Source organism: Micromonospora sp. NPDC023814 (genome assembly GCF_040639595.1).
Lineage (GTDB): Bacteria > Actinomycetota > Actinomycetes > Mycobacteriales > Micromonosporaceae > Micromonospora.
The window spans coordinates 20,755-35,470 of record NZ_JBFAAF010000003.1 but is presented as its reverse complement, the minus strand read 5'-3'; the positions used below and the strand labels follow the sequence as shown (position 1 = coordinate 35,470).

At 75.4% G+C, this 14,716-nt stretch carries 7 protein-coding genes; all 7 read right to left on the bottom strand.

Features of this window, described 5'->3' with window-relative positions:
* Positions 1–115: 115 nt before the first annotated feature.
* Positions 116–2,053: a hypothetical protein gene (locus AB0G14_RS02230; protein WP_357692846.1), complete on the bottom strand. Its 1,938-nt coding sequence runs from the start codon at positions 2,051–2,053 to the stop codon at positions 116–118.
* Complete coding sequence (locus AB0G14_RS02225; protein WP_357692844.1) at positions 2,050–5,823, bottom strand: DUF5682 family protein; 3,774 nt, start codon at positions 5,821–5,823, stop codon at positions 2,050–2,052. Before AB0G14_RS02225 ends, AB0G14_RS02230 begins: the two co-directional genes overlap by 4 nt.
* Positions 5,820–7,010: an AAA family ATPase gene (locus tag AB0G14_RS02220; protein ID WP_357692842.1), complete on the bottom strand. Its 1,191-nt coding sequence runs from the start codon at positions 7,008–7,010 to the stop codon at positions 5,820–5,822. The genes AB0G14_RS02225 and AB0G14_RS02220 overlap by 4 nt, the downstream gene beginning before the upstream one ends.
* 115 nt (positions 7,011–7,125) lie before the next feature.
* Entirely contained in the window at positions 7,126–12,180 is a 5,055-nt protein-coding gene (locus AB0G14_RS02215; RefSeq protein ID WP_357692840.1) for a hypothetical protein, read from the bottom strand.
* On the bottom strand, positions 12,177–13,034 hold the full coding sequence (locus AB0G14_RS02210; protein ID WP_357692838.1) for a DUF4132 domain-containing protein: 858 nt from the start codon (positions 13,032–13,034) through the stop codon (positions 12,177–12,179). Before AB0G14_RS02210 ends, AB0G14_RS02215 begins: the two co-directional genes overlap by 4 nt.
* Before the next feature lie 526 nt (positions 13,035–13,560).
* Positions 13,561–14,061, bottom strand: coding sequence for a GyrI-like domain-containing protein (locus tag AB0G14_RS02205; protein WP_357692836.1), 501 nt, complete (start codon positions 14,059–14,061; stop codon positions 13,561–13,563).
* A 30-nt stretch (positions 14,062–14,091) separates the two neighbouring features.
* The gene (locus AB0G14_RS02200; protein WP_357692834.1) at positions 14,092–14,691 is read right to left on the bottom strand and encodes a TetR family transcriptional regulator C-terminal domain-containing protein; all 600 of its coding nucleotides are present in this window, start codon (positions 14,689–14,691) and stop codon (positions 14,092–14,094) included.
* Positions 14,692–14,716 lie beyond the last annotated feature (25 nt).

The following is a 14,716-nucleotide window of genomic DNA, read 5'->3' as shown; positions in this document are numbered from 1 at the left end:
CGCCCGCCCAGGGTTCGGGCGGGCGCCGGGGCGCAGGTGGTCCGGGTCATGTTCGCGATCACCTGGCCTGCCACCCACCGGTTCGGGAGCTCGATCGCCGCCGGATTCCGGCAGGTCAGCCAACCGGTGGGCCGATCCAGGAGGACCGGATAAGCTCCCGCTCGGTGGCGGCGAGGTGGGCGGTCGCGGCGAGCCAGGCCCAGGCGTACCGGTCCGGGTCGGGATCGGTGAGCCGGCCGAACGCGTCCCGGCCGCGCCGGTCGGACTCGTCGGCGAGCGCGGCGGCCACCGCGGCGGCGGTGGTGAAGCCGGCGCGGCGCAGCGGACCAGCCAGCCCGGCGCCCTCGCCGCGGGCCGCCTCGCCGACGGCGCGGCGACCGCCGGAGACGGCCAGCTCCACCAGCCGGCGGACCCGCCACAGCGGGGACTCCGCAACCGCGTCGGCACCGACGGCGAGAACCGGTTCGGTCATCGCGGCCGGGTCGCGCGGCGGCAGGTGGCTGCCCTGGATCTGGTCGTAGCCGAGGTCCGCCCGGCCGTGCCAGTCCGCCGGCAGCCGCAGCGTCGTGGCGGCACCGGGCACCGGGCCGACCGCGAGCGGGTGCAGCGTGCTGGCCCGGTCCGGGTCCAGCCGGCCGACCACCCGGATCCGCAGACCCGGCCAGGAGGCGAGCCGCCGCAGGTTGGCCACGTGGGCCAGCACCGGGTGGGAGTTGGCCGGCACCAGCCGGATCACCGGCCCATCCGGCACCGGCGCGCGGTCCGGTCCGGCGTCGGTGGCGGGGGCCAGCTCCCGGGCCAGCACCTGGTCACCGGCGGCACCGACCACCATCAGGTCACAGCCGACCAGCGCGGTCCCGGCCCGGGCCGGGTCCTCCGGATCGTCGGCGGCGAGTTGAGCGGTCACCACCTCGGCGAGCGGGCGGGCGAACAGTTCCGCCAGGGGCCCCGTGGACCAGTCGGTCCCGGTGATCGGGGTGGCTCGGACCCCCTTGCCGGCACCGAGCCGGCCGTCCGGGGAGACGGTGGTGCCGGTGATCCGCAGGCCGCCGCGGGCCAGCGCCGCGTGGTTGACCGCGACCGCGCCCATCTCGGTGACCGCCCGGGCGCAGTCCTGTGCCCGGTCCGGGCCGCCCGGCTTCACGTCGCCGAAGGAGAGCCGGCGCCCGTCGGCGGCGACCAGGTGGGTGACCACCCCGGCGTACCCGGTCGCGCTGATCACCGGTTCCCGGCAGATGCCGTACACCTCCAGCGTGCCGTCCGGCTGGTAGGCCCGCCGGAGGATGCCGACCAGCGCCGGGTCGGGATCGCCGGCGGCCAGCCGACCGGCCACGTACAGCAGGTCGTGCAGCACCTCGACCAGCTCCGCCAGCCGGTGGCCGGTCTGTCGTCCCCGGTGGGCGCGCAGGCCACGTACCGTGCGCAACGCGGCGCTCTCGGCCCGCGGCAGGCCGGCCAGCCGGGCGCTGTGAGCGGCCCGCAGCAGTTCGGCCTGCGGGACCGCGCCGGCGGCCGGGACGCCGGCCGCGAGCACCGCGGCGGCTGCCCGCCACAGCGCGCCGGCGGCGGCCCGTTGTGCCTTCGTCGGTGCCGCGCTCCGTCCGGCACGACCGGCGGCCGCGCCATCCGTCTCTCCGGTACGCCCGGCCCTCCCGGTACGCCCGGCGGCCGCGCCGACGTCGTCCGAAGTGGACGACGCGGCGGTGGTGGACACCGGATCGGGGTGGGTGGCCGGGTCGGCGACCGGGCAGGCCACCAGGACCGCGGTCCGGTGCAGGCAGCGGGGCGCCAGCAGGCAGCTGCACCGCGCCTGGTGCGGGTCGGTGACCGCACCGGTCGGTCCGGGCGTCAGGGTGACCAGGGCCTCGGCGCCGCAGTCGACCGACACGCCGCCGTCGACCCGGCCGACCGGTCCACCGGCCAGCCGTTCGACAGTGGCGTCCAGCCGCTTGTGCAGCCGGGGCGGCAGGGCCGCCACCGCCGCGGCGGCGACCCCCGGCAGCACCGGCGGCAACCGGTCGGTGTCCACGGCGGTGGATGTGCGGTCCGTCAACGTGATCCTCCGCGTACACGGTCGCCCACCCAGCGGGCGAGTTCGAGCGGGCTGAGAGCGGCGACCGGCATCCCCGCCGCGACGAGCTGCTCGGCGACCGGTACCGAGTAGCAGGGCACTCCCCTGTCGTTCAGCGCGGCGCAGCCGAGCAGATGCACGCCGGAACTGGCCAGCGTGCGGACCTCGCCGAGCAGCCCGGCCAGCGGGTAGCCCTCCTCGAAGTCGCTGACCACCGCGACGATGGTGCGGCTCGGCACGGTCACCAGCGAGCGGGCGTGGGCCAGCCCGGCGGCGATGTGCGTACCGCCGCCGACGCGCACCTCCAGCAGCAGCGACAGCGGGTCGTCGACCCGGTCGGTCAGGTCGACCACCTCGGTGGAGAAGGCGAGGAAGTGGGTGGACAGGGTGGGCACCCCGGCCAGTACGGCGGCGGTCAACGCCGACCACACCACCGACGCCTCCATCGAGCCGGACACGTCGACCACCAGCACCAGCCGCCAGTCGGCCTCCTTGCGGGTCCGGGTGTTGAAGACCGGGCGTTCCGGCACCACCACCGTCCGGCCGTCGCCGAGCCGCTGGGTGTGCGCCAGGTTCGCCCGCAGCGTACGGGCGAGGTTGATCCGGCCGCCGGGACGGCGGGACGGACGCGGGTTGGTCAGCCCGGTCAGCGCCGGACGCACCTGGGTGGCCAACTGCCTGGTCAGCTCCTCGACCAGCCGCCGGACCAGTGGCCGCAGCTTGGCCAGCTGCCCCTCGGGCAGGCCACCGGCCAGCGACAGCACCGAGGTCAGCAGCTCCATCGAGGGGCGTACCGCGGCCGGGTCGAGCTCGGTGAGCACGTCGGTACGGCCACTCTCGGCCGCCCGGGCGATGACCTCCTCGCGGACCGCGGTGCCGAACAGCGCCTCGAGTTCGTCGGCCCACTCGCGCGCGGTCGGGAAGGAGGCCTCCTGGCCGCCGCCGGCCGCCTGGCCGAGGTCGGTGGCGCCCTCGCCCTGACCCGCCCCGTACAACTCGTCGAGGGCGCGGGCGTAGCGGCGGGCGTCGGTCGGCAACCGGTCGGGTTGGCGGCCGAGCAGCAGCCGCCACCGGTCCGTGGCGGTGAGCCAGGCGGCCGGCGTGCCCGCCCCGGCTTCGACGTCGGCGGCGCCGGTCGGCGTGCCCGGCCCGGCTTCGACGTCGGCGGCGCCGGTCGGCGTGCCCGGGATCGGGATGTCGCGGGCGACCAGGGCGGCCCGACCGGCCGCGTCGGCGGCGGCCCAGCGGGCCAGCAGCTCGGGCGCGGCGGACAGGGCCAGATCGAGCCGGTCGCCCAGCCGTTCGGCGACGGTGTGCAGCAGCCGCTCCCGGGCCGCCGGGGTGAGCACGTCGAACCCGCCACGCAGCGCCGGCAGCCGGTCCAGGAACTCGGTGTCGGTGAGCCGCTCGATCCGCTCCAGCAGCGGGTCCAGCGCGGCCGGGGCGGACTGCAACAGCGGGTGCGCCGCGGTGAGCAGACCACCGAGCAGCCGGTGCAGGTGCCGACGGGTGTCCGGCCCGGTCGCCGCGTCGATCCAGCCGGCCACCCGCGTGCCCAGGGTTTCCAGATCGGTCAGGTCGAGCAGCACCCGGGCGGCCAGGGCGGCACCCTGGATCAGCGACGAACCGGACCGGGCCAGGTAGGCGAGGGCCTCGTCCAGGCGCAGGCCGATCCGGTCCTCGCCGGCCCGGACCGCGAGGTCCACCAGCGCGGCGGCGTCGGCCGCGGCGTCGCTGCCGGCCAGGCCGGGCAGCCCGCGGACCGCCGCGTCCAGCAACACGACGGCCAGCTCGGCGGCCTGGGCGCGACCGTCGGCGGTGGTACCGGGCAGGTGTTCCCGGCGCAGCGCCTCCAGCAGGTCCAGTGCGGCCAGCAGCTCGGGCAGCGTGCCGGTGCCCGGCAGCACCGCGGCGGCCAGCTCGAGCCGATCGGTGACCAGTTCGGGCAGGTCGCACCGGGCGGCGTCGCGTAGCCCGGTGAGCAGCTGGGCGGCGGTGGGGCCGCCGTCGGCGGCCTCCCGGCGGAACCGCTCCCGCAGGGTGCCGGCCGCGGCCAGCGCCGCGGTCACCCCGCGTACGCCGACCAGGTCCAGCCGGGCCGCCACGGACGGCGTCCAGGCCAGTTGCCAGCGGGTGGTCAGGGCGGCGCCGTCGCCGGTGCCGGACACCGCGATCGGCTCGCCGTAGCCGACGCCGCAGACCTGGAGGCGTTGCAGCAGGATCTCCCGCCGCCCGTCCAGCTCGGTGCGCAGCGGGTCCAGCCGCACCTCGCGGGACTTCGGGCTGTCCGGGTTGGGCATCCGCAGCGCGGTGAGTTCCGCCTCGACCGCGGGGCCGAGCCCGGACCGCGGCGTACCGGGGGCGACCCGGCCCCGCTCGGCACCGACCAGCACGGTCTCCAGCGCCTTCGCCAGCGCCCGGCCGCGGCCGAGCAGTTCACCCTGACCGAGCACGGTGGTCACCGCCTCCAGCACCTCACCCCGGCCGGGGGCGGGCAGGTCCCGCAGCCGGGCCAGGTCGCCGGCCAGCCGTACCGTCTCGGCGGCCTCGCCGGTACCAGCGGTGTGACCGGCCGAGCGGAGTTCCCGGCACAGGTCGGTGACCGCCCGGGCGGCGGCGGCCCGGATCCGTTCCGGGTCGCCGCCAGCGGTGAAGACGGACTGCTGCCAGCGCGGGTCGCGGATCCCGGCCGGGTAGCCGGACCGGGAGTCGAGCAGGTCGAACGCGTACGGCACCAGCGAGGTGATCGCCGTGCCGCCGCCGTTGGTGGTTGCCGACCCGGGTGGGGTCGTCACGGACCGGACCGGACCGGTCGGGGCGGCGACGGGCCGGGTGGACGCGGCGGCGGCGCCGGCGGTCGACACCGGATCACCGCCGACCGGGCCGGCCGTCGGGTCCCCGTCGGTCGACGGGGCGGTGAGCAGGGCCGGGGCGTGGAAGGCGCCGATGACGGCGGCGACCCGCAGGCCGGCTGCGCCGGCCTCGGCCAGTACCCGGCGCATGTGCCGCTCGCGGGCCAGGTCCCGGGCCGGTACGCCGTCGCCGCTGGCGCTGTCGGTACGCATCGCCCAGCCGACGCCGAGAGCGGCCCGGCGGACCGCCTCGGGCGAGCAGCCCGGGGCACGCACCTCGACCACCCGGTCCCACAGGTCGTCGCCGTCCCGGCCGGTGCCGCTGGCGCTGAGCGCGACGGCGTAGCCGGACCGGCGCAGGCCGGGCACCGGCTCACCGGCGTCCGGGTCGGGATCGGCGGTCGGCGCGGAACCGGCAGCCGGGTCGGAGTCGGTGGCCGGGTCGGTGGTGTCGGCCGTCCAGCCGGGGTCGGCCAGCGGCAGGTCGCAGCAGACCACCTCGACGCCGCGCTGCCGGGCCCAGCGGATCGCGGCCAGTTCCGGGGAGAAGTCGGCGAACGGGTAGAAGCCCATCGGCCCGTCCGTGCCGTGGCTGCCGACCAGGGCCAGCGGGGCCCGGGCGGCCGGGTCGGACAGGTACGGCAGCCAGCGCTGGAAGTCGGCCGGCAGTTCGATACAGACCACCTCGGCGCCGGCGGCGTCCAGCAGTGCCGGGACCACCGCCGCGAGGGCCGGGCTGTGATGCCGCACCCCGATCAGGTACGGCCGGACCGAACCGGCGAGCGCGTCGACCACGGCTCGCGGGTCGGCCGTCGTCGGATCGACCGTCGACGGGCCGGCCGCCACCGGGGCGGCGGTCGGCGGCGCCGCACCGGTCGGCGTGCTGGAGAGGATCGTCACCGCAGGCTCTCCCGCAGGTCCCAGAGCCGGCGCCACATCGCCGAGCCGTCCTCGGCGCGGCGGCGGACCGGGCCGTCCCAGTAGCCGAGCAGCCGGGCGTGGTCGTTCTGGTCGTCCTTGCGGACCACGCCGAGCAGGTGCCCGGGCACCAGGTCGAGCGCGTCCCCGCCGGGCAGGTACGCGGCGGCCAGGCCGAGCGACGCCGCCACCTGCACCGCCTCGGCGGTGGACATCACCGTGCCGGGCCGTTCCACGTCCCAGCCCTCGCCCGACCGGCCGGTACGCAGGTCGCGGAACACGGTGACCAGGGCGTCCAGCACCGCGTCGTCCACCGTGTACGCCGCGCCGGCGCGCTGCACGGCGGCGGTGGCCTGCCGGCGGACCAGGTCGGTCTCGGTGTCCGCGTCGGAGATCGGGTGGACGGTCTCGAAGTTGAACCGGCGCTTGAGGGCCGAGGACATCTCCGACACGCCCCGGTCCCGCAGGTTGGCGGTGGCGATCACGGTGAACCCGGGCACGGCGCGGATCAGGCCGTCCTCGGTGCCGGCCAGCTCCGGCACGTTCATCCGCCGGTCGGACAGGATGGACACCAGCGCGTCCTGCACCTCGGGCAGGCAGCGGGTGACCTCCTCGATCCGGACCACCCGGCCGGTGCGCATCGCGGTCAGCACCGGCGAGTCGACCAGCGCCTGCGGGGTCGGGCCCTGGGCGAGCAGCAGGGCGTAGTTCCAGCCGTACCGGAAGGCGTCCTCGGTGGTGCCGGCGGTGCCCTGCACGGTCAGCGCGCTGGTGCCGCAGACCGCGGCGGCCAGCAGCTCGGACAGCATGGACTTGGCGGTGCCGGGCTCGCCGACCAGCAGCAGGCCCCGCTCACCGGCCAGGGTGACCACGCACCGCTCGACCAGGCTCCGCTCACCGACGAACTTCGGCGGGATGGTCATGCTGGCCGGCAGTTCGGTGCCGTCCGGACCGGTGCGCCGTTCGGCGGGCAGCTTCAACGCCTCGCCGTCGCTGCCCTGGATGAAGGTGACCACGGCGCGCGGGGTCAGCGCCCAGCCCGGCGGCCGGGCGCCGTCGTCGTACGCGGCCAGGAAGGCCAGCTCGTCGGCGTACCGCTGTTCGGCGGAGAGGACCTGGGCTGCGCTCTCCGGCGCCGTGGTGGGGCGGACGTGTTCCGTCACGGTCACGGGTGTTCCTCGATCTCTCTGGTTCGGATGGGGTGTTCGGGACAGGGTTCGGCGGCGGGGTGGTGCCGCGACGGCCTGGTCGGTCGTCGCGGACGCCACCGCCCTCCAGGTCGGGTCAGCGGCGGGTGCCGCGGGTGGGCAGGTTGTCGAACCGGGGCCGGTCGCCGTCGCGGAGGCGTTGCCAGGCCCACCGGTAGAGGTCGGCGGCCGGTTCGAACGGCACGGTCACGCCGAGGCCGGCCGTACCGTCGGGCGCGAGGTCGAACAGGGCGACCTTCCAGCCCTCGATCGGTGCCTGCCCGCTGCCGCGCTCCAGCCACGGGCCGGGCAGGAACAGCGACCGGCCGGCCCGGGACCGGCTGGCCTCGATGACCAGGTCGGTGCCGGCCAGTTCGGCGCGGGCCGCCTTCAGCCGGCTCGGCTTCCAACCGGTCCACTTCGCCGTGTTGCGGTCGGTCGGGTCCGGCATGGCCAGCAGCATCAGGTACACCGCCGCCGCGTCGGCGCCCAGGCCGTGTTCCCCGGCCGCCTCGGCGACCAGGTCGGGCACCGACCGGGTCGGATCCTGCGGCCACCAGGTCCCGTCCGCGGCCCGGGCGTCGCCGTGCGGCTCCCCCGGATCGCCGAGCAGCGCCGCGAAGCGCAGGTCGCGGGCCAGGCGCAGCGCCACCTCCATCGGGTACGGCTTGGCGGCGTCCTGCCGCAGCGCCGGCAGGTACGGGTCCGTCCCGTCGGCGTCGAGCAGGTCCGGCCGCAGCGCGGGCGACGGTTGGCTGTCGTGCGTGGCCAGCACGATCGCGCCGTACCGCTCCCAGCCGGGGCCGGTCTCCGACGGGGTGCCCGCCACCTGGCGGATCGCGGGCAGGGAGACATACTGGTCGAGGTCGAGCAGCAGGTCGGGGTTGGCCAGCCGGTCCCGGATCGCGGCCAGCGCGGCCGGCAGCGCGGCTCGGGACGGGTCGCCGGCTGGCGTGTGGTGGGCGACCCAGGCGGCCAGGGCGACCGTGGAGCGCAGCACCTCCCCGGTGAAGCCCACCGTCCGGCCGTCGGCCTGCCGGGCCCGGTCGCCCCTGATCTCGAAGGCCAGGTCGGTGCTCAGCTCGGCCGAACGGGCCGGGTCGAGCAGCGCCGGCAACGCCTTCGCGGGCCCCCAGCCGGTGCGGACCGCGCGCACCGCGTCGGCGAGCAACTGTTCGGGCACCACCACCCGGCGCCCCACGGCGGCGTTCCAGGCCGCCGCGGCGGCGGCCACGTCCGGACCGTCGGCCCACAACCGAGCCGGGTCGTCCGGCAGCAGCGCCGAGACCACGGCCCGCCGGACCTCCGGGCTGGCCTCGTCCAGCACCCCGAAGGCCAGCTTGACCTCGCCTACCTGCTTGACCCCGAGCGCCTTGCGCAGTTCGGTCGGCACGGTGTTCGACGAGTCCACGTACGGCAGGCCGGCCAGCACCAGCTTCGCGGCGGTGGGGGTGACACCCGTCAGCTCGGCGAACCGCTCGGCCGCTTCTGGCCGCCAGGGCAGTGGGCCGCGCGCGGCCCACTCGGTGAGGAAACCGGCCAGCCAGCCGGCCGGCCGTTCGTCACCGACCGGCGCCGAGAACATCACGGTGTACGGCTCGGGCACGGCGAACACGCCGGCCGGGTCGTGGTACAGCGCGTCGAGGCGGTAGCCGGTGGTCGTGCCGTTGTAGTTGAGGACGGCGATGAACGCCCCGTCGGGCAGCGGCAGGATGCCCGGCCGGGGGGAACGGCGCGTGCCGTCCGGATTGTTCAGGTCGTCGTCCAGCAGGTGCAGCCTGAACCGGCGCCACCGGGTCGGCTCGGCCACCGTGCTCAGGTCGAGCCGGTCCAGCTCCGTGAGCAGGGCGCGCAGCGTCTCCCGGTGTTCGTCCGGGGTGACCGCGGCGACGGCCCGGTAGGCGACGGCTGCGACACCGCCGAGCAGGGACCACCAGTCCAGAGCGGTTGGCAGCGACGGTCCGTCGAGGTGCAGCCGTACGGCGGGGTCGCTCCCGGTGGTGGCGGACCGCTGGGCGGCGAACGCCTGGAGCTGGGTGAAGGCGCGGGTCGAGCGGGCCCCCCCGTAGGTTGAGCCACGCAGACCGTCCAGCGCCATGTTGAGCTGCTCGTCGGTGGGTCCGGCCGCGGTGGCCACCGGCGCCACCGCCTTCGGCGCGGACAACGACCTGGTGAGCCGCTCGGTCACCGCGTCCAGGTCGGTGCGCACCCGGGCGGCCAGCCGCAGCATCCCGGCCACCCCGGCCAGCACCGCGTCGTGGCTGACCGTCGGCAACGTCGAGCGGACCAGCTCGACCAGCGCGTCCTTGTCGTCCGCGTCGGCGGTGGATGGTCCGGTGCCGGAGGTGCCGGCCGGTGTGCCGACCATGGACGCCGGGACGGCGACGGGAAGGCCGGTGATGGCCTGCGTGGCAGCGGTCAACCGCGGTCCGGTCGCCGCGCGGGCCGCGGCCCGCGCGGCCTCCTCGGCCAGGGCGGCGCGGCGTTCGTCGAGGGCGACCTTGAGCAGCACCGCGGCGGTGTCCCGGTCCACCCGGCGCAGGGCGGTGGAGCCGGCCGGGTCCCGGGGCAGCATGTTGCCGAGGAACTCCTGTCCCGGCGGCGGGACCGCGTCGGGGGCGTAGCCCCCGCTGCCGGCGGCCGACACCACCCCGTCCGGGTCGACCAGGACGAAACCCTCGAGGACGGCCCGCGGCCGGTCGTCGCCGGGCAGCACCAGCGCCGCGACCGGTTCCTGTCCCGAGGCCACGGTGACGGTACGACCGGCCAGGTCCTCGCCGCGTACCGAGCCGTCCGGCAGGGTGACCACCCGCCAGCCGAGCAGACCGTCCACCGGAACGGCGGCCGGGGTGGCCCGGTCGGACAGGGCCGGCCGCAGCCAGCAGGCCGGCTCTTTCAGGCGGCTTCCGCCGACCGGAAGGTCGGCCAGGAACCGGGGCAGGCTGCGCCGGCCGTGGGTGTCGCTGGCCGGGTCGTACTCGTGCCAGCCGTCGTTGTCGTCGTCCTCGCCGGAGCGGTAGACCCAGTGGCAGGTGCCGTCGGTGATGACCGGCCGCTCCGCCGGGACAACGGTGTCACCGACGTGCAGCACGCCGTCGCCGGTGGTCCGCCCCCCGCCGGCCAGCGGCAGGGTGATCTTGTTCGTGCGCGGCCGGCGGCCGTAGTGAGGGCCGCGGATGGGCTGCGGCTCGCCGGGCGACGAGTGCCAGTAGCCGCGCAGGTCGTAGCCGAGAGCCGGGGAACGCCAGTAGACCAGCAGGTGGCCGTCGACGTAGTGGTAGCCGGGCTGACCCCACATGTCGCCGGCCGGAATGCGCAGGTCGTGGCGGAGCACGATGCCCTCGGCGCCGAGCACACGCACCGTGGTCGGCCCGCCCAGGATCAGGTACGGCCACGCTTCCTGCCGGATCAGCTCGACCCGGTGGTCGCCGCCGGTCACCTCCTGCCAGGCCAGCTCCCAGTCCGGCCAGCCCAGCTCGTCGATGATCCCACCGCGCAGGCTGCGGGCGACGTGTTCGGCAAGGTCGACGTCGAGGGCCTGCCTGAGGCCGCCGCCCTGACCGGGGTCACCGGGCCGGTCGAGGTCGTCGGACACCAGGCGCAGCGCCTCGACCGGGAGGCTGCCCAACCAGTCCACCGACTTTGGCAGGTACGGCAGTCCGGTCGCGAGCCGGTCGCGGATCCGGGCCCGCAGCCAGTCGGTCAGCGACGGCCGGATGCCCGGCGTCCCGGCCAGCCGGCGCAGGGCGGCCTGCTGGTCGTCGAGCTGGTCGAGGCCCCGGCGCAGGGCCCGGGTGAACCGGTCGTCGCCGGCCACGGCGAGCAGGTCCCGCTCTCCCCCAAGCCTGACCCAGTGCGCCAGGTCCAAGGCTTCGCGCTCCTTCGGCGGGGCCACCGGCAGGTCGAGGGCGAGCAGCAGGTCGAGCAGGTCCAGGTCGCCGTCGGCGGCGAGGATCTCGCCGCTGTCGGCCAGTTCGGCGCGCAGCCGGTCGGCCATCCGCTCGACGAGCGGGTACAGCTCCGGCACCCGTCGGCGGTGGTGGCCGGATTCGGCCCGGCTCACGAAGCGGCGCAGCCAGCCGACGGAGCCGTCCTGCGGGCGGGCCGTGTCCGGCACGTCCGGTTCACACAGTCCGGCGAGCGCACCGGTGTCGGTCAGCAGGGCCAGCCACGTGACCAGGTTGTCCCGGTCGGCGGGCATCAGGTCGAGCAGGCTACCGCGGATCGCCGGGTCGCGGCCGGCCAGCGCCGTCACCGCCGGCAGGTGCGCCTTCCACCAGCCGGCCGGCGCCTCGGCGGCCACCGGCAGCCGAAGCAGCTCGGTCAGGTAGGCCGCCTCACGGTCGGCGACGGCGGCGCTGGCCTTGCCAGCGGCCTTGGTGGCGGCCCGGACCAGCCGGTTCACCGCGGTTGCCGACTGCGCGGACGGAACCACGCCGGCAGCCGCGGCCCGCAGCGCCAGCCGGCAGAACCGGTCCAGCGCCTCGTCGGCCGGCAACTGGGCGGACAACTCCTTCGCGTAGCCGGCCAACGCGGTCGCGGACACCACCTTGGCCGACGCGAACTCCAGGTAGACCTCGTCCAGCCGGTGCAGGTCGACCGGCAGGCCGTGCTGCGCCTCCGCCTTGCGCGCCTTGTTGAACAGCTGCGTCGCGTAGGTGTCCTGCCCGGCGGCCAGGAACACCCGCGCCGCCTGCTCGAAGAACGTCGGCAGGAAGTGCGGCAGCGTACGGGCGAATCGGTCGGCGACGGTCTGGTGCCCGTCCAGGGCGGCCTTCGGCCGCGACCGCACCTGCTTGGCCAGCTTCTGCAACTCCGGCACCACCGCCAACGCGTGCCGGCCGTCCGCCGCGTGGTGCACCAACACCCACTCCGGGAAGACCAACGGGCGGCGCGGGCCCAGCCCGACGACGGCCGGCTCGGCACCCGGTGTCAGGCCGAGGAACCCGACAGCGATGTCCTCACCCTCGCCGAGCGCGGCGTCGACCAGGCGGACCACCGGCCGGTCGTCGAGGGCGGGGTGCCGGTAGGTGCGGGCGGTGAGGGGCACCGCCCGGTCGCCGGCCCCGGCGGTGTCGATCGGCAGCACCGCGCCGGCGGTGAGCAGGCTCTCGGCCGATTCCTCGCCCGACATGGTCGTCATCCCGGTCACGCCTTCTTCCCCGTTCCGGTCACGGCGCCGGACAGGGCCGTCGCCATCCGCATTCCTTCCGACCAGGCCACCGGCCCGACGTCGGTCAACCGCAGCGTCGGTCCGTCCACGACCGACCAGGAGAGGTTGCCCAGAGTCGCCTCGGAGTCCCAGTAGTCCTCGTCGAACCACATGGCAGCCTCGACCGTGCGTCCGGCCTCCCAGACCCGGCACTTGACCTGCGAGCCGGAGACCCGGAAGCCGAGCGTGGCGGCCCGGGCGGCGAGCCGGTTGGGGACCGTGGTGCCGCGGAAGTCGGTGATCGTGGTGTCACGGTCCTTCAGGTCGGCGGGCTTGCCCCAGGTGCCCCGGTGCAGTTGCTCGACCCGCTGGGTGACGTCCAGTTCGTCGGCGAACTCTCGCAGGTCTGCCAGGTCGGGCAGGCGCACCGGGTGGGGCAGCGTGGCGCTGGCCGGCGAGAGCCGGACGGTCTCCCCGTCGAGGTTGACCACGCGCAGGTCACCGGTGTCGGTGACGTCCCGCAGGAAGCCCGGCTCGGCCGGGTCGTCCCCGAGCACCACGAGGTCGCGCAGCGCGTCCCGCCAGGCCGGGTCCGGCCAGACCCGGGCCAGCAGCCCGGTCGGCACCGGCAGCGAGGACACCACCCAGGCGTCGACCCGGGTCAGGCATTCCGCGGTGTGCCGGTCCAGCCACTGGGCGAGCTGGCGCAACCGGTCCACCTCGGGGGTGTCCCGCAGCACCTTCGGCAGAGTCTTCAGTGGACGGCCGGTGGCTCGCGGGCCCGTGGCCCGCGCCGTCACCTTTCCGTCCAGGAGAGAGATCTCGTACGAGTCTCCCACCGGTAGCCAGCCCATCAGGAATACCCTCCGCAGTGGCAAATTAGCCAGATTTCGTGAGGAATCGGCCACGATTGTCAACGCAGGGCACGCTAACAGTAGTGACCGACACGACATCGGCCCGGCGGCGGGGCGCGGGGGGCCAGGGCCGGGCCGGACGAGTAGGCCGGACCTGCGGGAGTCGCAGGTCCGGCCAGTCCGAGGGCACTGTGCAGGGTCAGGCGCGACCCGAACGGAGAGGCGAAACGGTGACCTAGGTCACAGCGAGGCGTCGGCGGCCGGGTGGTCGGGTCCCGCCGCCGAGGGTGGCGGCGATTGATCGAAGCGGACCGAATTGTCAGCCGAGGCCAGCCCGGTCGAGGGGGCCACCGGACTTCGACTAACGGGCATGCCGCTCCTCAACGCGGCGATCCAGGGAAGACCTGCTCACCGACGGCGGCCTCCCCCTATCCGTGCGACACGCCCATCACGAGCAAGTCGTACGCCACTCCCGTGCCGCAACCCCGGCCGGTCGCTCCCGTGGCGCGGTGTGGAGATCAGGCCGTCACGCCGGCCGGACCGGCTGCACGATCTCGGTACTCCACTCGGTCGGGCTGGGCCAGGCGGACGGGTCCAGCGGTTCGGTCGGGTCGATCCACGTGTAGACCTCCCATGCCGGACCGGCCGGCGTGCGCCGGTGCTCGCCGAGCCACGCTTCCAGCCGCGCGTACGCCTCGGCGAGTCGGTCGTGCGCACCGAGGTGCCACGTGCTGACGGCGGTGCCGCCGGGCAGCTCGGTGACGGCGATGCGATCCGTGCCGTCGGCATCGTCACCGACCGGAATGCCGGTCTCCAGGTCGGTCTCGTCGTCGCCGAACGTGTGGTAGCGGACGAAGGGCGCGCCGGCCGGTGCCACGCCGGAAGCGCGGAGGTGGCTGATCAGTGACGCGAGCTGCTCGCCCTGGGCCTCGGTCAACCGAGCCACCGGCACGGTGGCCCGGATGCTCAAGGAACGTTTCGGGTCACGCCGGCGCTCGACAACGTCGGCGGGCTGTTCGGTGGTCATGGGCACTTCCTCTCCTGGGACGTTCACCGGTCAGGCGGTGGTGCCCGATGGCGTGGTCGAGGTGGCTGCGAGTGCGGCGAGATGCGCCTTGACGACCGCCCGGGCGCGTCGAGGGCTTTCGCCGTGCAGCACCGTGTGCAGGATGAGCCCGTCAACGAGCGCGTACAGCCGTCGCGCTTCCAAGGGACGGTCGACGTCGGGTCCGGCAATCCGGGCGACGAGATTGGTAAAGGCCTGGCGGAGCAGGCGGTGCATCTCGACGCTGAGGAGCCGCAGCGCCGGATCCACCAGCGACTGTGCGGAGAACGCGAGCCACACCTGACACTCAGCCAGTCGGTCGGCATCCAGCGGCAACATCTCGGCGATCGAGCGTTCCACGACCCGGAGCTGGTCACCGGTCACGTCGATCGCCTCGATCCGGGTCTGGATCCGTTCCGCGACGAGCCGCATGGCGAAGACCGTCAACTCCGTCTGCGACGGAAACGAGTGACGCAATGATCCGGCTGACAGACCGGCCTCCTGCGCGACGTTGCGGACCGATGCGTGCGCCAGGCCCGCGCGTCGGACGACCCGCCAGACTGCCTCGGCCAGCTCGGCACGGCGGGCCGCACCATCCACGATCTTCGGCATGGCTCTTTCTAACACAGTCGTGTTA